Origin of the sequence: Wolbachia endosymbiont of Litomosoides brasiliensis, from assembly GCF_013366805.1 — a bacterium.
Lineage (GTDB): Bacteria > Pseudomonadota > Alphaproteobacteria > Rickettsiales > Anaplasmataceae > Wolbachia.
On the sequence record NZ_WQMO01000002.1, the window covers coordinates 37,084 to 56,867 of the forward strand.

16 protein-coding genes and 1 tRNA gene are annotated in these 19,784 nt (G+C 34.0%); 8 read left to right on the forward strand and 9 right to left on the reverse strand.

Going from position 1 to position 19,784, the window contains the following annotated elements; genetic code table 11:
* Positions 1-1,409 precede the first annotated feature (1,409 nt).
* The 5 genes from GO684_RS00720 to GO684_RS00740 all read left to right on the forward strand — a co-directional run bounded on the left by GO684_RS00720 (position 1,410) and on the right by GO684_RS00740 (position 6,925).
* A complete protein-coding gene (locus GO684_RS00720; protein WP_175938158.1) occupies positions 1,410-2,783 on the forward strand; it encodes a phosphomannomutase/phosphoglucomutase in 1,374 nt (457 codons plus the stop codon).
* A gap of 23 nt (positions 2,784-2,806) precedes the next feature.
* Entirely contained in the window at positions 2,807-3,007 is a 201-nt protein-coding gene (locus tag GO684_RS05900; RefSeq protein ID WP_410543302.1) for a hypothetical protein, read from the forward strand.
* Between the two features lie 747 nt (positions 3,008-3,754).
* The gene (locus tag GO684_RS00730; RefSeq protein ID WP_175938159.1) at positions 3,755-4,984 is read left to right on the forward strand and encodes a lipoprotein-releasing ABC transporter permease subunit; all 1,230 of its coding nucleotides are present in this window, start codon (positions 3,755-3,757) and stop codon (positions 4,982-4,984) included.
* Positions 4,977-5,711 (forward strand): hypothetical protein, encoded by a 735-nt coding sequence (locus tag GO684_RS00735; RefSeq protein WP_175938160.1) that lies wholly within the window; start codon positions 4,977-4,979, stop codon positions 5,709-5,711. Before GO684_RS00730 ends, GO684_RS00735 begins: the two co-directional genes overlap by 8 nt.
* Complete coding sequence (locus GO684_RS00740; RefSeq protein WP_175938161.1) at positions 5,708-6,925, forward strand: heme biosynthesis protein HemY; 1,218 nt, start codon at positions 5,708-5,710, stop codon at positions 6,923-6,925. The genes GO684_RS00735 and GO684_RS00740 overlap by 4 nt, the downstream gene beginning before the upstream one ends.
* A 437-nt stretch (positions 6,926-7,362) precedes the next feature.
* Here GO684_RS00740 and GO684_RS05905 read toward each other — a convergent pair whose 3' ends face one another.
* The 3 genes from GO684_RS05905 to hemC all read right to left on the reverse strand — a co-directional run bounded on the left by GO684_RS05905 (position 7,363) and on the right by hemC (position 9,600).
* The gene (locus GO684_RS05905) at positions 7,363-7,521 is read right to left on the reverse strand and encodes a hypothetical protein (RefSeq protein WP_410543303.1); all 159 of its coding nucleotides are present in this window, start codon (positions 7,519-7,521) and stop codon (positions 7,363-7,365) included.
* A gap of 322 nt (positions 7,522-7,843) precedes the next feature.
* Positions 7,844-8,731, reverse strand: coding sequence for a UDP-N-acetylmuramate dehydrogenase (gene murB / locus GO684_RS00750; protein ID WP_175938162.1), 888 nt, complete (start codon positions 8,729-8,731; stop codon positions 7,844-7,846).
* Positions 8,722-9,600: a hydroxymethylbilane synthase gene (hemC, locus tag GO684_RS00755; protein WP_175938163.1), complete on the reverse strand. Its 879-nt coding sequence runs from the start codon at positions 9,598-9,600 to the stop codon at positions 8,722-8,724. The genes murB and hemC overlap by 10 nt, the downstream gene beginning before the upstream one ends.
* 612 nt (positions 9,601-10,212) lie before the next feature.
* Here hemC and GO684_RS05465 point away from each other — a divergent pair.
* A complete protein-coding gene (locus tag GO684_RS05465) occupies positions 10,213-10,347 on the forward strand; it encodes a hypothetical protein (RefSeq protein WP_255419630.1) in 135 nt (44 codons plus the stop codon).
* Positions 10,348-10,710: 363 nt separating this feature from the next.
* Here GO684_RS05465 and GO684_RS00760 read toward each other — a convergent pair.
* The 3 genes from GO684_RS00760 to GO684_RS00770 all read right to left on the reverse strand — a co-directional run bounded on the left by GO684_RS00760 (position 10,711) and on the right by GO684_RS00770 (position 14,222).
* Positions 10,711-10,785 (reverse strand) — tRNA-Arg (locus tag GO684_RS00760).
* Positions 10,762-10,953 carry a transposase gene (locus GO684_RS05910; RefSeq protein ID WP_175938191.1) on the reverse strand — a complete coding sequence of 64 codons (192 nt, stop codon included), beginning with the start codon at positions 10,951-10,953 and terminating at the stop codon, positions 10,762-10,764. Before GO684_RS05910 ends, GO684_RS00760 begins: the two co-directional genes overlap by 24 nt.
* 701 nt (positions 10,954-11,654) lie before the next feature.
* A complete protein-coding gene (locus GO684_RS00770) occupies positions 11,655-14,222 on the reverse strand; it encodes a valine--tRNA ligase (RefSeq protein ID WP_175938164.1) in 2,568 nt (855 codons plus the stop codon).
* 477 nt (positions 14,223-14,699) lie between these two features.
* Between GO684_RS00770 and GO684_RS00775 the strand changes: the two genes are divergently transcribed.
* Together GO684_RS00775 and GO684_RS00780 are read left to right on the forward strand one after the other, a co-directional pair.
* Positions 14,700-14,813, forward strand: coding sequence for a winged helix-turn-helix domain-containing protein (locus GO684_RS00775; protein ID WP_175938165.1), 114 nt, complete (start codon positions 14,700-14,702; stop codon positions 14,811-14,813).
* Positions 14,814-15,646: 833 nt separating this feature from the next.
* Positions 15,647-16,918, forward strand: coding sequence for an MFS transporter (locus GO684_RS00780; RefSeq protein WP_175938166.1), 1,272 nt, complete (start codon positions 15,647-15,649; stop codon positions 16,916-16,918).
* 230 nt (positions 16,919-17,148) lie between these two features.
* On the opposite strand, the gene GO684_RS00785 is transcribed toward GO684_RS00780, so the two are convergent.
* The 3 genes from GO684_RS00785 to secG are packed head-to-tail and all read right to left on the reverse strand — an operon-like array spanning position 17,149 to position 19,544.
* Entirely contained in the window at positions 17,149-17,580 is a 432-nt protein-coding gene (locus GO684_RS00785; RefSeq protein ID WP_175938167.1) for a nucleoside deaminase, read from the reverse strand.
* Positions 17,581-17,619: 39 nt separating this feature from the next.
* On the reverse strand, positions 17,620-19,224 hold the full coding sequence (locus GO684_RS00790; protein WP_175938168.1) for a CTP synthase: 1,605 nt from the start codon (positions 19,222-19,224) through the stop codon (positions 17,620-17,622).
* On the reverse strand, positions 19,224-19,544 hold the full coding sequence (secG, locus tag GO684_RS00795; protein WP_175938169.1) for a preprotein translocase subunit SecG: 321 nt from the start codon (positions 19,542-19,544) through the stop codon (positions 19,224-19,226). Before secG ends, GO684_RS00790 begins: the two co-directional genes overlap by 1 nt.
* Positions 19,545-19,784 lie beyond the last annotated feature (240 nt).

The following is a 19,784-nucleotide window of genomic DNA, read 5'->3' on the forward strand; positions in this document are numbered from 1 at the left end:
AGAATCTTTGCTAATTTTGTAATGAATAGTGACTTCATGTTTTGTTGATGTAAGCAAGATTTACATTTTTTAAATATTTATATATACCTTACTGAAGTAAGTAAAATAGCAAGGTTTAAATGGCATTAAAATCAAAATTATTGGATGAAAAAGTCATGTGATCAGCAAAAGAAATGCTGAAGGAAGTGCAGAGTAACGTATATGTTGCAAAATGGATAGAGCACCTAAAATTTAAAAAGAAGAAAAATTGTTTATTCCCCTTTAACATTGTAAAAAAACTAGATTGAATCATAGTCAGTTTGAACAAGTTAAAATATGATAAGGGGACCCGAATATTGCATTAAAAAATGAGAATAAGAATCCAGGAAAAATTTAGCTTAAATGTTAGCAAGTCTACAGTAATGTGCAGAAAATAAGATATACAGAAAGAGTTAAAAGAAATTAATGAGACTATTGGCAATACTAATTCTCATTATTAGTGAGTCAAATAAGTGGCATTGTAAAGTTGTTTAATTGCAGAGTGAGAAGGATGGGCAATAAATTTGCATAAAGCACTCTCAAGCAAATCAATTGTATTATAGACTTTATTACGCAAAATGCTCTGTTTTGTATACAATTAAAGTACTCTCAATAGGATTGGGCTCAGGTGAGTATGGTAGAGGTATATAATCTTGATATTCTTAGGTACCTTTAAATTTTTTGACTTATGCTAACTAGCACAACACATGACAAGAAACGCTCCTCTCCGTGCAAACTAATTTTGCTTTAACTTGTATTCCAACGTCCTTTTGCTGTAAACTTACTGACATTCAAGCCAAATTTTTCCTGGATTCTTATTCTCATTTCTTTAATGTAATGTTCTGGTTTTCTTATATCATGCTCAACTCATTCGAATTGACTATGATTCAATCTAGTCTTTCTACGATGTTGAAGGGAAACAAACAATTTTTCTTCTTTTTAAATTTTAGGTGCTCCATCCATTTTGCAACATATACGTTACTCTGCACTTCCTTCAGCATTTCTTTTGCTGATCACACGACTTTTTTATCCAATAATTTTGATTTTAATGTCATTTAAAATTCGCTATTTTACTTACTTTAGTGTAGCTCCTTTCCTATTATTGCCTATCCGTTCTTTGTACAGTGGTAATTGGTATTAGATTGAATGAGACTTAAAATATTATTTTTCTTTCGTTCATTACATCAACCCTGACCTTCAACAGATACGTTTTCATTTTCCCTGGACATAGATGAATTTCCGTTCTTCTCGGCATAATTTTACATTTCTAGAGGATATTATAAAATAGAAATATCTTTAACTTAAAAATCAACTAATTGTACGAGTAAATAAAGAAGAAACTTGAGCACTTGTCTGTAATGTTATATAGTAATTACTCTGAGCGGTATAGTATGGATGATACCATTATAAGAAAATACGATATTAGGGGTGTGGTAGGCAAAGATCTGCAGATTAGTGATGGATACGAAATAGGCAGAAAATTTGGCCAGACCGTGGCTAGTGTTTGCGTAGGCTATGACAGCAGAATAGATTCACCAGGTATAGAAAAAGAATTAACTAGGGGCTTAACTCTATCCGGAGCAAATGTCATACGCATTGGACTATGCTCTTCACCCATGCTCTACGCTGCAACTCAAATCACGCAGGCAGATCTTGGCATTATAGTAACCGCCTCCCACAACCCAAGCAACTATAATGGCTTTAAATTTTTCAGTAGTGAAAAAGTTTACTCAGATCAAGAAACAAAGGAAATTATAAGCAGTGCGATTAAAAACAGTACAAAAATTGGAAGCTTAATTAACATAAATATATATAGTCAATACATTCACATATTAAAAAGTGCGGTAAAGAACAATTCTACACAAAAATTAAAGATAGCCTGGGATTGTGGAAATAGCCCAGCAAGTGGAATCTTAAGGTATATTGAAGCAGTCTTGCCAGGTCATACTCATATCATAATCAATAATTCTATAGATGGAGCATTTCCATTACATAACCCAGATCCCATAGAAGAAAAAAATCTTGTTCAACTTATTGATATTGTAAAGCAAGACAAATGTAATCTAGGTATTGCACTTGATGGTGATAGTGATAGGGTGCGCTTAATTGATGATAAGGGCAACATTGTTTCCAATGATCATTTATTTATGATTCTTGTGCGTGAAGTATTAGAGGAATATCCACGCAGCAAAGTTATTGCCAACGTAAAAATGAGTATGAAAGTGCATGATTTTGTCAGTAAATTAGGGGGACAAGTGGTTACTTGTGCTACTGGGCACTCGCTAGTTAAGAAAAAAATGATGGAAGAAGGAGCAAAATTTGCTGGTGAGTTAAGTGGGCATTTTTTCTTCTCTGAGCTAGGTTTTGATGATGGACTATATTCTGCTATTAAGGCCATTGACATTTTACTTAGGCGAAGCCAAAGTCTATCTCAGATAGTTAAGGACTTACCAAAGCTATATATTACCCATGAAATAAAGATTATGGTTAAAGATGAAAAAAGATTTCAAATAATTGAGTCAATAAAGAAAACACTGGAGCAGCAAAATATTGCGTTTTCAGATCTTGACGGTATTAAGGTAACCGGTAATGACAATAAAGGCTGGTGGCTCCTTAGGGTGTCAAATACACAAGACTGCATTACAGCAAGGTGTGAAGGAAATACCCTAGAAGATTTTGAATTCACTAAAAGGACCTTGTTTCGTTATATTGATAAAGCAAGGTCTTTAGACTGTGACCTTCATAAAAATAAAGGGAACTTATAAAGTTATACTAATTCTCATTATTAGTGGGTCAAATAAATGAAATTGTAAAGTTGTTTAATTGTGGAGTGAGAAAGAGAAGTAATAAATTTGCACAAAGTGCTCTCAAGAAAAGCAATCGTATTATGGACTTTATTACGCAGAATGTTCTATTTTATATACAAATATTGCAAAATTTGTTCAAGAAATATATTTATACAACCGGTGTTGACATTCGGTGTAAATAGGATTAACTCCGCTGTGGAGATAAAAATTTTTCTGCCTAATTTTGCTTTTCATCAAAGAAGAATAACTCTTACCAATAGTCTCGTTAATTTTTTTTAAGCTCTTCCCCTCTACCTTTATCTTGTCCATTGTGAATTGGTCTTGATGCAATATACGAAAATTTCATTTTTGCATATATTAAAGCCAAATCTTTCCTAGATTCTTATTCTCATTTCTTTAATAGTAATATTAGAGTTTTCTTATACATACAAGACTTGTCTAATTAATTTTTCTACGATGTTGAGAAGGGAGTAAACGATCTCCCCCTTTTCTTCTAAGTTTTAGTGCTTTATTTATGCAGTTAGTGCTGTTCTTAAAATGCGAACATATTTTTGCTATGGCTGTTATACTGTGCTTTTTTGCTGCGATTACAGCGTTTAATTTTTTTATAACATTGCGTCATCTTACACTTTCTCCAGCATTTCTTTTGCTGATTCCATGACTTTTTCATCCAATAATTTTGATTTGTGGTATCATTTAAACCTTGCTATTTCACTGACTTCAGTATGGTCTCTTTTCTATTATTGTCTACCCGTCCCTTATGCAGTGAGAATTAGTATTAAATTAGATGATGTACATGGAAGATTATAATGCTAAAGTGTTGAATATATCCTATAGGCTTGCTAAATTAAAGACAACCTAGTTTTTATAAGTTAAGGAGAAGTCTTCGATTATATGAATCTTTAAAATACAATGTCCAACCTCAAGTAATGTCTATTGTCTTTGAAATTACTGTGGCTATTCGCTATTTGCAAGCGAAGAGTGCTAAATTTTGCTCTGTAATGACTTTATTCTCTATTGTTGGTATTGCTCTTGGAGTTGCAACGTTAATAGTGGTGATGTCTGTAATGAATGGGTTTAGAATAAAGTTGCTTGACTCGATACTTGGCATTGATGGACATATCAATGTTTATTTTGATAGCAACATAAATTCAGATTACCATGCAGTATTAGAATCTGTTGGGAAAATTCCAGGTGTATTAAAAGCAACTCCTATGACCAATGATCAAGTTATTATTACAGCAAATGGCGGAATTGTTGGTGCTGTAGTGCGAGGTGTATCAGCTAAAGACTTGCTCAATAACACTACTGTTAAAAATAGTATAATTATAGGTGATGTGAAAAAATTCGATAAAGGAGTAATAATAGGAGCACGCTTAGCGGAAGTATTAGAAGTTGGTTATGGAGGAAAAATTATGCTTATATCACCTGAGGGATTTGATGCATTGTTTGGTGAGATGCTAAGGATGAAAGAATATGAAGTCGTAGCCATATTTGACATGGGTATGTTTGAGTATGATAATACTTTGATATACATGCCCATAAAGTCGGCACAGGCCTTTTTTAACTATAGAGATAATGTAAGAAACATAGAGATATTTGTGGACGACGTTGCTAAAGCTGATAAGCTAGCAAGTACTATAGAAAAAGAAACAGGAATAGAAGCTAAAAGTTGGCAATTGCAACAAAGCCACTATTTCAATGCTTTGGAAACTGAAAAGAATGTGATGTTTTTAATTCTTACTTTGATTATAATTGTGGCGGCATTCAATATTGCCTCGAATCTAATGATGATAGTACAAGACAAAAAATCTGCGATTGCAATTATGCGCACATTTGGTGCAACAAGTGGAAGTATTATGCGCATATTTTGTATTTGTGGGTTGCTAATTGGTTTTACAGGAACTTGCCTTGGTTGTATTATAGGTGTTGTTTTTTCCCTCAATATTGAAAATATCAGAATATTTTTAGAAAGCATTACTAACGTCAAGCTACTTGATCCTATGATATACTTTTTTTCAAATTTACCAATAATATTAGTCCCTCAAGACATAGTGAATATTTCTGCACTTACATTATTCTTATCATTTCTAGCAGCAGTTGCTCCTGCATTACAGGCAGCTATGCAAGACCCTGCGGAGATATTACGTTATGAATAATACTCAGCAAAAATGCATAGGCTGGTTCTTGATTGTACTATTATTTGCTAGTTATATTACAATAAATAACATAGTGTTTTTAAAAGCAAATCAACAGGAGGGTGAGAACAAAATAAAGGTTTTGATGGGGAACATAGATGAGCTTAGGATGTTGCTTGAAATTAATCAGTCAAAAATAGAAAAAAAGATATTTGATTTTAAAAGAAGTTTGCTCACTCAATGTGAGCAAATAGGTGATGGTAGTACAAGGTATAAGAATCTTGCAAAATTACTGTTACTTGTGGTGAAGATGAAGAATTCATTGTTGCAAGAAGCAAAATTTAATAATCATATAAATTCAATAAAACCTTTAATATTAGAACTTGACGATCCAGAGATAGAGAATGCAGTAAATGAATTGGAAGGTTTAAAAGAGATAGATACTTTACATGAATTGAGTTTGTCTTTTGAAAAAACTATTGCTATTATTAACTACAACAAAGGCACACTGTTTCAAAAAATCATTTCAAATTGGGTAAAAATACGAGTTAAAAATGACCCGTTAAGAGCAAAATTCACGGAAATTGAGGAGTCAGTAAACGATAATGATTGGCAAAGTGTGACCGCTACAGTAAGCAGTTTAACAAATCCAGAATTCAAACTGTGGCTTAATAAATTGAATGGTTTTATTGTAGCTTCCAAGAATATTTCAATAATATACTATCACCTATTACAATATATCTCATGATTTGTTTTATAGTTTTCGTTCTCTCATTTTTATTTGGCATATGGGCCAAGATGAGTGGTGAAGTAGTAAAGTTAGAGCTAGGCAGTTATATTATAAGTGTTGATCTATATTTCATTATTTTTGCTTGTATAGTTTTATTGTTTTTATTAGTTACACTTGCACACTTTTTTTCTTCCATTTCATCAACGTTTGCCAATATAAAAAGCAGAAAAAGAGATAGAGAAGAATTGCTTCTTTTTGAAGCCTTTTTTAGCGTAGACTTGGACAATATAGAAAATGCCCACAAGCTAGTTAAAAGTCTAAATGAGGAAAACGATAGGTTATCTCTAATAAAGATTTTCAACTCAGGTAAGACAGGGAATTATAGCTTTTTCAGTGATGGTTTAACGGATATTGCAAATAAAAATCGTAACTTAGCTCTACTCTTAGCCAATAAGCTGATTGCCCACCTCAAACAGGAAAGAACAATCTTTCAAAAATTCATAGAGTATTGCTCTAGCTCAGTTAATGACAAAATTCTATCTATTCCCTTTCAAATAGAACACTGTACATTGCAAGAAGATTGGGTCAACGCAATTTCTAGATTAAAGGAAGCTATCAAGTTCAACGTTTTTCTTCCCTTTGACCATAAAAAGATGTTTGCAGTTTTTTATTGTGCTTTGGCAAAACAATATGAAAGGAAAGGAAACTTTAAAGAGGCTGTGAAGTCTTTATTTAGAGCACAAGGTTATTGTGCAACTTTTCAACCTATCAATTATTTAAAGGCAGAGTTATATATTAGACTTGGAAAGATCAGAAAAGCTTCTGCAGTACTAGAGGCAGAGTATATAGTAAACCCTACTCCTCAATCAGCCAAAATTTACATCAGTTTAAATAGTGAAGGTGCTGAAAGGCTATATAACCTACGCCCCGATTATTATTTTAGTTATTGTTTACTTGCTTCATCCTTAATTAGTTCAGGTAAATACGATCTTGCAAGTCAACATCTAAATACTGCTATAAAAAAAGCTAATTATATGTCAATCTACCTTATTATGGTACAGCTCAAGGTTCTGTTACAAGAGCAAGATCAAATAATTCATTGGTTGAACAAGATGGGCTCAGAAGCTTTGCCTGATCCGTGCTGGAAGTGTAGGAATTGTAACAAAGAACTAGAACGGTGGGATTATAAATGTTCAAGTTGCAATGGCTTTAATTATGTGTATTATAGTTAGGTTAGTGGTGATTCCTGGAGGTATAGGTCTATAAACCAGTTTCAACTGTTGATTCAAAAGCAATCTTGTGTTATGTTGGTATATTTTAAGGTGGCAATTATGCTAACACAGGTTTTCATTGCTAATAGGTCAAATAAAGTGACGTTGCAGAGTTGTTTAATTGTAGAGTGAGAAAGAGAGAATAAATTTGCACAGAACGCTCTCAGGCTAGGATTGAGCTCGGGTGAGTATGGTGGGTAGTAATATAATAAGGTTTCTCGTGTTCTTAAATATTGCAGCATTTGTTCAAGACATGTATTCATACAATCTAATTTTACTTTAACCTGTGTTCTAATGCCTTTTTTGATCTACTCATGTCTAATTTTTGAGTGGCAGATCTGCTGACATTCAAGCCAAATTTTTCCTGGATTCTAATTCTCATTTCTTTAATGGTAATGCTATGGTTTCCTTGCATCCATACTCGGCTTGTTCAAATTGGCTCTGAGATTCAAATCTAGCTTTTCCACGATATTGAGAAGGAGAAACAATTTTTCTTCTCTTCTAAATTTTAGGTGCTTCATCCATACAGTTAGTGTATGCATCTTGAAATGCAACATATCTTTGTGCTACGACTGTTATACTACGCTTTTTTGCTACAATTACAGCGTTTAGTTTTTTGCACTTTTTTTAGCATTTTTTTGCTGATTCTACGGCTTTTTCATCTAATAATTTTGATTTTCAAAACGCTACTTAAACCTCGCTATTTTACTTACCCCAGTAAGGCTTCTTTTCCATTATTACCTATCAGTTCTTTTTATAATGGGAATTAGTATTAAATATACGCATGAAAAAAGACAGGGCTATTTTATAAAGAACATTTTAGAAATTAAGACAGATAGCGTTAAACAGCTAGAAAATACAGTAGCTATAAAAAACTGCCTAATGGATACCCAAGACCCTTATTTCCCACTCAAGTTCAATGTTAAATTTGTTTTTCACTGCATCTCTTACCTTGTTGCCAAGGTTTTCCAAGTCAGACGCAGTTGCATTATTATAATTAAGTAAAAAATTACAATGTTTCTTGGAAATTTTAGCTCCACCATTATTTAATCCTCGACAACCAGATCCATCAATCAGTTTCCACGCCTGGCAGTATCTTGGATTTTTGAATATACACCCAGCAGTTTTTCCTCTCACTGGTTGGCTTTTGTTTTTTTTATCGATAATTTCTTTTAACCTATGTAATATAACCTCATGCCCTGAACTTACCCCTTTAAACTCAGCTTCAATAAAAATCCACTGCCCTTTTAAGCTGTGTCCACGATAAACATAACCCATTTCTTTGCTGGAGAATTCATATAGATTTCCATCACTTAGATTCACCGCCTTTATGGATTGAACAACGCTTGCAATATCACTACAATATGCACCTGCATTCATTTCTATTCCACCACCAACTGTTCCTGGAATTCCAACTAGAAACTCAAACCCACTAATTTGCTGCTCTCCTGCAAAGTAAGCGAGGTTGATGAGTGACGCAGCACCACCTGCAACGATAGAGTTATTACTTTTGTATTTAATATATGCGAACTCCTTACCTAATTTTACCGTTATTCCTCGGATGCCACCATCACGCACTATTATGTTGGATGTCGCACCGATAACGCTAATTGGCAATTCAGTATTTTTGATTAAAAATGTTAAATCCTCAATGTCGCGTGGTTTAAATAACACATCAGCTTGTCCACCAACATTTAACCATGTTATTTTAGACATTAGAACATTATAACGATAGATTCCATGCACTTCCGGCAAGCTTATAGGCATTTTGATTTCAATTCCAGTCCTGCATCCATACCAATTTTTTCTGCATCTTCTATAAATGAGGTACGCTCAGTAAAGTATATATTTTTTTCGTTTGCCAACATACAATAAAGATGTAGCACATTTTCACTCACATATTTTGCCAGAGCTGCAAGTGGTGTAAAGCACGAACCATTTACTGTCTTCATAAAGCTGCGTTCTGATCTCACCCTTATAAAAGATTTATTGTTATTAATTTTCTCTAAAAGATCGATAATTTTTACATCATTTTTTCTACATTGAATGCAAATTGCCCCCTGTCCTACTGCACTTAACATAGTTTTCGGTGACAATACCTCTGTAATCAAGTAATCTTTTCTTAACCTTATTAATCCTGCTTCAGCTAGAATTATTCCATCAAAGTTTTGATTCTGCAGTCTAGTTGTCACATTTCCACGTAGCGGCACTATATTTAAATCTGGTCTAAAATTTAGCAACTGAACTCTTCTTCTTATTGAGGAAGTTGCAATTATGGCTCGCTGTGGCAAAGATTTAAGACTCTTATACTTACTAGAAATAAATGTATCGTATGGACTTGACCTTTCTAGAATACAAGGAATTGTTAAATCTTTTGAAAAAAATGCAGGAACATCCTTTAGCGAATGAACTGCCATATCTATGTTATTCTCAATCAATTCAGTCTCAATTTCTTTAATGAACAGTCCCTTACCTCCTATTTCAGCGAGGTTCGCATTTGCATATTTGTCACCGGAAGTTTTTATTTTAATGATCTCAACAGATAAACTAGGAAAAAAGTCCAACAACCTTTGCTTTGCTTCTAAAACTTGAGCAATTGCAAGATTGCTTCCTCTGGTACCCATTCTGATTAACATATACTAAGTAGCTCTGGGAAGGTTAATGAACAAATTGTTTCAGTTTTATGGCCTCATGTCTATCTTTTGTTTTCTGTAATACCAACTCTTATTGTTAATGGTTCAAATAAGTGATAGTGCTCCTTTTTTTCTTTTCCATATACATAAAAACTAGATAATATTGTGAGTAAGATTTTTTTGTATTTTGATGCTTTTCAATTCTATCGCTTTTGCCTCTCTATTATTAGAGCTTCTCTACATTGTTGTAAGAAAGAATAAAAAACTGAGCAGAAAAGAACAAAAATAGTAAATTTAAAGGTGAGAGAGGCTGAGAAGAGACTAACAAACACCTTTAAAGCACCATCTCTTGATGCTTTGTAAACAAATGACAATAATTTTCCGAACTCGGCAAAGGAAGCAATCGACAGCAAATTAAAAGGGACAGAAAGTAAACTTCAAAAAAAACGAGCAACGATTAACAAAATTGCAACTCTTATAAAAGAAAAACTGGAAAAATTTGATAGTGAGATACGCGAACGGAAAAAGAGAGAGTAGCTTATGAAGGTTTAAAAGAGCAAATTGGAGCATTGATAAACCAAACTTCTAGCCTTACTGATGCTTTGAAGAAGCCTCATGTTAGGGAAATGGAGTGAAATGCAGCTAAGAAAAAGTGGTGGAAATGGTGGAGAATGGTTGAATATGTTGAACGCTGCGATTTTTACCCAGCCATCAGCAATTGATAAAAATGAGGTATTTACTGCATCCTGACTTAACAATCAAGAAGCTGTATGATAAAATAATTTGCTGATACAAAAGGAAAAATTAAATGATTATTTTTTGGCAAGAAAAAGCCCATAATGATCTGGGTAGAAGAAAATATTGGAATCAATTTTGATAGAGATTAGAGTAAAAAAAAGTGATTTATTATAACACCAATCACTTTTATCGCGCTACGATAATTTGCGCAGAAGTTTAAAGAGCGTTATTTATCATTATAAAACCTCTACTTGAAGCGAGAGTTTCCTGCTACTTGAGAACTCAATAGGGCTTGGTATACATAGCAGTTTACATGCTGAGGAATTAAGGTGGATTAGATCTCACTCATGTTTTTCCATATCTGTATTGAATTTATGCACCCTGAGCGACTTGAACGCCCGACCTTTTGATCCGTAGTCAAATGCTCTAATCCAACTGAGCTAAGGGTGCTTTCATAAAATGAACTTTAACAGATTTATAGTTTAATTCAATTAATTTGGTTAAATAAAGTAGAGTGCTGCGCGCCAAAGCCAAATTACACAAAATGTTCTGTTTTATATACAGCCAAAGTCTCTCAATAGGATTGAACTCAGGTGAGTATGGTGGTGGGTATATAATCCCGGTATTTTTAGGTAACTTTAAATGTTTTAACTTATGTTAATTAGTGCAATTTATGATAAGAAAGGCTTCTCGTGTCCTTAAACATTACGACGTTTATTCAAGAAATACATTCATATAATAGGTGCTGACATTCAATGCAAATAAGCTAGAACCTTCTCCATTTCTAAGATTAACTGCACTGTAGAGATAAAAATTTTGTCCACCTAATTTTACTTTAATCTATGTTCTAACACCCTTTCTTAAACCACCCACGTCCAACTTTTGAATGTGTGCCAACCCGCAATTCATTTATGCGAAAACTTCATTTTTTGCATATTACAGTGTGCTGTAGACTTGCCGACATTTGAGCAAAACTTTCCTGGATCTCTACTCTCATTTCTTTACTTCAATTTGCTCAAATTGACTCTGATTCAATCTAGTTTTTTCACAGCATTGAGGGAAATTAAACAATTTTTCTTCTCTCCTAAATTTTAAGTGCTTTATCCACAATGCTGTTTAAACCTCTCTATTTTACTTACTTTAGAATGTTTTTCCATTATTATCTACCCATTCCTCGTACAGTAGTAATGAGTATAACAATAAGAATTGGTATTACTACTACTAATTATTTTACATGAAAGTGCAAGCGCCAAAGCAAGAAAATATAAATAAATTTGTAGCATGAATGCTAAAGGGATCAAGTTAATTTTACATAATAATTAATACGAACCTATACTTACAATAAACTTTCCACCTTTAGTTGTAAGCCCTTCTTGTATGTTTTCACTCCATTCTATCATTTCAGCATTGCAGATTGTCTGTAAATCATTCTGTGCAGACCAATCCAACTTATCCTCTTGTACATTTGCTTTTATTATTAACTTTTTTATCAAATGCTTAACTGAGACATTATTGCCCGCTTTTATTTTTCTCACGAGATTTAATATTTGTATAAAATTGTCTCCCACTTCTTCAGAATGCTTATCGTAGACAAGCTCTTCCTTATTCGGCCAATTACCTCGATTATGCACAGAATTATAGCTATATAGTTGGTAGTATATTTCTTCCGTAATATATGGCAGAAAAGGTGCAAATAACCGCAAAATAATATTTAATACATATGTCAAACTTTGTTTCGCACTTAAGTGCGCCTTGCTGCTTACTGTATTTCCATATGCACGTTTTTTTGCTAATTCCAAGTAATTGTCACAAAAATCCTTCCAAAAAAAATCTTCTATTGCACCCAAAGCTTCACAGTATTCAAATTGTAATAAGTTGTTCGTTGCTTTTTCTATAACTTTATATAATTTAGATAATATCCACTGGTCCATTGTCTCACTGACAGAATTTACACTTACAGCCTGATGCTTTTCTATGAAGTTGGAAACAAACTTGCCGGCATTCCAAAGTTTCGTAACAAGGCGCTTGCCAATTTTTAATGTATTTTCAGAGTAGACTGTATCAACTCCAAGACTTGAGTTCGCCGTCCAGTAACGCACCACATCTGCACCATATGTATCAAGTATCAACTTTGGAGTTATTATGTTACCTTTTGATTTACTCATCTTTTTCTTATCATCAGCCAAGCACCAGCCACTAATCATGATATTTTTCCAGGGCAAAGAATTTGCATGGTAGTACGCTTTCAAAATCGTATAAAAAGCCCAAGTTCTTATTATCTCATGGCTCTGGCTGCGCAGATCTGCGGGAAATATCTTGTTGTAACGGTGACCTGGCAAGCTAAACTCATTATTTATTGCCAACGCACTCAGTTGAGGAGTAATTGCACTTGTGGCCCAGGTATCCATTACATCTTGATCTGGAACTACCTCCTTCTTACTATACCCCTTCGGCAAGTCCTTCAATGGATCTACAGGCAGGTCCTCTACTTCAGCTAGGATAACCCTGCCTTCTTCGCCTTTACGTTTTGAATACCACACTGGAAATGGTACACCAAAATAACGTTGCCTTGAAATACACCAGTTCCAATTTAATCCTTCTATCCACACTTCCATACGCTTACGCATGGTGTTTGGATGCCAGTTACATTCTTTTACTTTATCTAATATCTGAGCTTTTTGATCTAAAGTCTTAATAAACCATTGATAAGTAAACAATATTTCAAGTGGTGCACCAGACCTCTCTGCACATTTGACAGAATGAGAAATGTTGGTGCTTTCTATCAAAAGTCCTCTTTCAGTTAGAATTTCAATTATTCTCTTTCTTGCTTCTTTAACCTTTAGTCCATTGATTTCATCATAGATTTCAGTATCACATACTGGAATGATACCATGATGTGGTGGAATTGCGCCTTCCTTTGTAATCTTAGTACTCCTTTCTTCTGTTATTCCATTACCTTGACAATGGGATCTATTACTATCGTACACTGAACCTAGATTTATCCTCCCATCCTGATCTATAATAATTTTCATCGGCAAATTATGCTTTTGTTGCCAATATATGTCAAGTTCATCACCAAATGTACAACACATAACAAGCCCAGTGCCTTTATCTATTTTAACCTTATCATCAGCTATTATTGGAACTTTTGCTCCTATTATTGGTACTACAGATGTTTTTCCGATCAGATGAGCATAACGTGCATCCTCTGGGTGGCAAAAAACTGCAACACATGCCGGAAGTAACTCAGGTCGCGTAGTTGCAACATCGATCTGCCCATTTTCTTCAGTGGAAAAAGTTATTGTATTTAAAGATGACTCACAGACTTTGTCTTCTATTTCTGCTTGTGCAATTGCTGTTTTATCAACTGGATCCCAAAGAATAGGTTGCATCTTTTTATATGCATATCCCTTATTATATAGATCAATGAACGACATTTGAGAAAGCGTCACAGTTTCTTTGCTGATTGTATGGTATACTAAACTCCAGTCATAACTAATGCCAACTGATCTAAATAGTTCCTTAAATTCCTGCTTTGATTTTTCGATAACGTTATGGCACATCTCTATAAATTTTTCTCTGCTAATTTCTCTTGCACGAGTTTTATAGGTTCGTTCTACCAACCTTTCGGTAGGAAGACCATTGTCATCAAACCCAATTGGATAAAAGACATCCTTTCCAAGCATGCGTTGAAATCTTGCAATAAAGTCTGTGTGACAATAGCTGAATATGTGACCAATGTGCAGCTTGCCTGATATCGTTGGTGGAGGTGTATCTATAGTAAAAGTATTCTCCTTTTTACCATCCCATTTATAGACTCCACTGCCTTCCCATAATATATTACACTTGTTTTCGACTTCTTTGAAGCTGTATTTTTCTTCTAGCATGACCACTTAAGTATTCCTTAATTTCAAACCAATAGCTAAAGCATAAGCAAAGTTTCCCTATGTATAACTAAATTTCCTGGATTCAAGTGTCAAGCATATATCTGTATAACACCATTCCCATTATATAAGAAACGGATAGACAATAATGGAAAAGAAGCCATACTGAAATAAGTAAAATAGCAAGATTTAAATGACGTTGAAATCAAAATTATTGGATGAAAGAGTCGTAAAATTAGCAAAAGAAACGCTACAGAAAGTATGAAATAACACATATGTTACAAAAAAAACTATGCTGTAAGTGCAGCAAAAAAAACACAGTATAACAGCCACAGCAAAAATATGTTGCATTTCAAGAACAGCACTAACTGCGTGGATAAAGCACCTAAAATTTGGAAGATTTGAATAAATTAAAGTATGGATACAAGAAAACCTAATATTATTATTAAAGAAGTGAGGTAAAATCTAGGAAAATTTAGCTTGAATGTCAGTAAGTCTACAGTACACCGTAATATGCAAAAAATGAAGTTTTCGTATATTACACCAAGACCAATTCATAATGAACAAGATGAAAGTAGACAGAAAGAGTTTTAAAAAACTTAACGAGACTATTGGTAAGTATACTGAACAAGAGTTATTCATCTTTGATGAGTTGTGACTTGGCACACATTCAAAAGTTGGACAGGGTGGTTTAAGAAAGGGTGTTAGAACATAAATTAAAGTAAAATTAGGTGACAAAATTTTTATCTCCACAGTGCAGTTAATACTAGAAATGGAGAGAGTTCTAGCTTATTTACACTGAATGTCAACGCCGATTATATGAATATATTTCTTGAATAAATATTACAATATCTAAGAACACGAGAAGCTTTTCTTATATGGATTGTGCTAATTAGTATAAGTTAAAAATTTAAAGGTACCCAAAAATATAGAGATTATATACCAGCAACTATACTCACCTGAGTTCAATCTTATCGAGAGACTTCTGTTGTATATAAAACAGAACATTTTACGTAATAAAGTCTGTGTATAAGTTTATAACCTCTCTTTTTTTCATTCCGCAATTAAACAACTCTACAATGTTACCCATTTGATCTATTAATAGTGATAATTATATATTAGCGGGATCTAGAGGCACCGTGGATGAGAATTACAGTATGACAAATTGTGCTTAGCACCACGCGTTAGAATGACGCGAGAAGGAGGCACTTGAACAACAAGAAAGAAGTACTGGGATGCCTATACATTTATAGCAACAAGGCACTACCTCAGGCTATATCCATTATAGCTTTATCACTAAATTTAATAACATTTTAATTATCACATACTATAATAAAAAAGTCAAATCCATACATCCAGGTTGTAGCTTTACTAAACCCCAAAAAGCAGTCACAATAAAGTAAGCAAACATTTACAAGTTAAATTTAGTGTGCAATCAGCAAACAAGAGCATTGATATCAACAATACTCTGTAGAATTGCAATATGGTATGATCACATGCTCTTTATTGATCTAGTCAACATAATCAGTAGAGAGTTTTGTTCTGCAAAAGACGTCTACTATAATATACTGCAATTGTTTGGAATTGCAGGGCTGGGTGCTATGGTAAGGCCACTTGGTGCATCTGCATTTGGTCACATCGGTGATAGGCATGGAAGGAGAATGGCACTAACGATTGCTATCTTGCTAATATCGATCTCATCTAGTCTTGTCGCGTTTATTCCAGGCTATAGTCGAATAGGTATAACCTCTACTATATTGCTTCTTGCAATCCATGTAACACAAGGTATTGCACTAGGCGCTGAACAAGGAGGCAGTTCTGTTTACCTCATAGAGCATTTATCCAATAAGAAAAAACTAGGAATGTTTTTTGGAATAATAAGTTTTGGTCGCTCCATTGGTGTCCTGCTTTCTGTCGTGATAGTGATCATATGCAAAAAAACTACTGATTTTAACGCTTGGGGTTGGAGAATGCCGTTTACTTTTTCGGCCATTTTAGGATTAATGAGTGCATATAGTATATACACATTAGGAGAAACCCCAGCATATGAAAAAAATCGAGAACAAAGAAATTTGCCTAATTTACCAATAATAGAACTTATAAAGCGCTATAAGAGAGCTCTAATACTTGCTGTCTTAATATCTGTACCTGTTAATGTTGCTGTTGGATTTACCATATTTCTTCGAACAATTGCAAAAGAAATAGTACCAGTCGAGACTTATGTAACAACATATGTCAACGAAATTGTGTTAATTATAACCAGTATATTAATACCAATATCTTCAATAGCGCTCGGAATGTTAGTGGATAGAGTAGGAAAAGAGCGCACTGCAATCTTATTTATAGTAATTACGATGATACTATGTTGTCCTATGTTATCTATTGCATATTACTATAAAAGTTACCTTATAATTATGTTGAGTGTAATGGCTCTCTCTATAATAGAAAGGGGTATTAATCCCATAGGAATAGTTGCATCTGAACTCTTCCCTACCAATGTTAGATTTAGTGGAGTGAGTTTATCACGCAATATTTCTTTTGCCTTGCATGGTGGATTTACTCCCATGATATGCACTTGGTTTACTATAACATTCCCTCAAATAAATTTTGTCGCTGGGCTTTATATAATCTTCTGCTTATTGATCAGTCTGATAGCAATACTGCAAATAAAATCACAAGATAAAAAATTTGATTGGTAAAAATTCTAGTATAAACTACACACGTTAAGTTAAGCCTACATGGGTTGTACTAGTGGACACAAGTCAAAAAATTTAAAGGCACTTAAAAATGAGATTATATACCTACTACCATACTTACCGGAGGTTGCATATAAAACAGAACATTTTGCGTAATAAAGTCTGCAACATAATCACTGAGGATTAGTATAACGCGGGTAAAATGCTACTAGGTACATGGCTATACAAGAAATCTAATGACAATTGGTATGGTCTCTCAGTTTCTCAAAAAAATCTTTTAACAAAAAAGAGCACTCTGTTTCTAATATCCCACCATAAATTTCAGGTACGTGGCTGCAAAATTGAAATATTTTAGCACCATTTTCAATTCCTCCACCTTTTGAATTATAAGCTCCAAAATACAACCGTTTAATTTTTGCAAATGAGACAGCTTGAGCACACATCGGACATGGTTCTAATGTTACGTACATGTCAGCGTCACAAAGTGCTGGTGTCGAAAGTAATTCGCATGCTTGTCTGATCACCAACATCTCTGCATGTGCAGTCGGATCGCTGGATATATTATGTGCAAAAGAAATGATATCATCTCCATTAACTATCACAGCTCCTATGGGGACCTCATCATTTTTTTTGGCAAGCTCAGCTTGCTCTATAGCAAGCTTCATATATTGGCATTTAAACACTTTCCTTTGTTAATCTTCTTCTTAAATTCTATTAACCGCTGCCTTAACAAATGATATAAAAAGAGGATGAGGAGAAAACGGCTTCGATTGGAACTCCGGGTGAAATTGAACACCGATAAACCATGGGTGATTTTCTAACTCCACTGCTTCTATACATGTTTTATCTTCTGACATGCCGCTGCATATCAGTCCATTTTTTTCTAAATCATCTTTATAATCTAAATTAATTATGTATCTATGTCTATGCCTTTCCGAAACAATAGCATCTCTATATACATCTGCCATTTTGGAATTTAGGCTTATATTACATTTGTATGCTCCAAGCCTCATGGTTCCACCAAGATCAGCGTTTTTATTACCAACCAGCTTAACGATTGGGTGTTTACAGGTATAAAACTCCTCAGAGTGTACATCTTCAAACTTAATAACATTGCGAGCAAATTCAATAACCGCAAGCTGCATACCAAGGCATATTCCAAAAAATGGGATATTATTTATGCGAGCGTAATTTATTGCTAACATTTTACCTTCTATTCCATTATCCCCAAACCCCCCTGGAACAAGAACTGCATGAGAATTCTTCAACTTATCCTCCATAAGCTCTTTATTTATAGGTTTTTCACTCTCCTCTCTTGAGTTAACCCAATTTATTTTTACTCTGACTCTATTACTAATTGCACCATGATTTAACGCCTCAATTAGTGACTTATACGTGTCAGGAAATTCAGTGTATTTCCCTACTATAGACACGGTAACTTCCTGCATTGGATGCCTCATAGAATGCACTATTTGATCCCACTCAGTTAGACTTGGTTTTGGTTTACTTAAATGAAAATGTTCCAAAATTTGTGTACCAAGTCCATATTGACTATATAAGACAGGTAGTTCATATATATGGCTTACATCAGGAGCGGGTATTACATTAGATAAAGAAACGTTGCAAAGGTTGGCTATTTTCCCTCTTTGATTACCAGAAATTTCTTTTTCACTACGGCATAATATAATATCTGGCTGCAGCCCTGCAAAATTTAGCTCTCGGACTGAATGCTGTGTTGGTTTTGTCTTTAATTCCTGTGCTGCAGCAAGATATGGTACCAAGGTTAAGTGAACAAGGATAACTCTTTGCTTTCCGAGTTTATAGTCAATTTGACGTATGGCTTCCAAAAAAGGTTGGCTTTCAATATCACCTACAGTCCCACCAATTTCACATATTACAAAATCCAAGCCTTCCGTACCATTAAAAATAAATGACTTGATTAAATCCGTTACATGAGGAATGACTTGCACAGTTTTGCCAAGATAATCACCACACCTTTCTTTTTTCAATAATTCATAATATATCTTGCCAGTTGTTATGTTGTCATCTTTGGTTGCTCTAATTCCCGTAAAACGCTCATAGTGCCCAAGATCTAAATCAGTTTCAGCACCATCTTCAGTAACGAATACTTCTCCATGCTGAGTTGGACTCATCATTCCAGGATCAATATTTAGATACGGGTCAAGTTTTCTGATGCGGACTTTAAAGCTGTGAGCTTGAAGAAGTGCACCTATACTTGAAGCAACCAAACCTTTGCCGAGTGATGAAACAACTCCACCCGTTACAAAGATAAATTTAGCTTCTTTCATTAATTTTCAAATGGAACAAAAGTAGATTCATTTTTTTGTTGTTTCTCCAATATAATTTTCTCTGCTATTGATTTTTTATGTACATCTTTTGAACACAATCCTGACAATAGTAATGTATTCATAATAAATAACCCAACAACTATGGCTGTTATTTTGCTAAGCGGATTTGCAGAATATTTTACTGGAATTATCGAATTGAGTCCTTGCTGCGAATTACTAAAGCCACTTAGTGAGCTATTTCCTGGTGGCCGTAAGAGTACCAAAATTACTAACATAACAACCAATACTATTTGAAACACACTTAATATCGTTATTGACATTATAAGTAGGGTTAAAAATAAAAATTCTAGGAGCACAAAGCACATAAGTCAAGTTCTTATACATACCTATCATTCAAGAAGTTTATTAAATATTTTGCTTAAAAAGCTAATTTATTATTATAGGAGATACACAATGAACGGTTTATTAATGGTTAAAGATTATAAAAAGGGGAGTAGAAAGCGCTTAAGAAAGAAAATTATTTTAGATAACAGACACCAGCATATAGTAGAATTGACGTA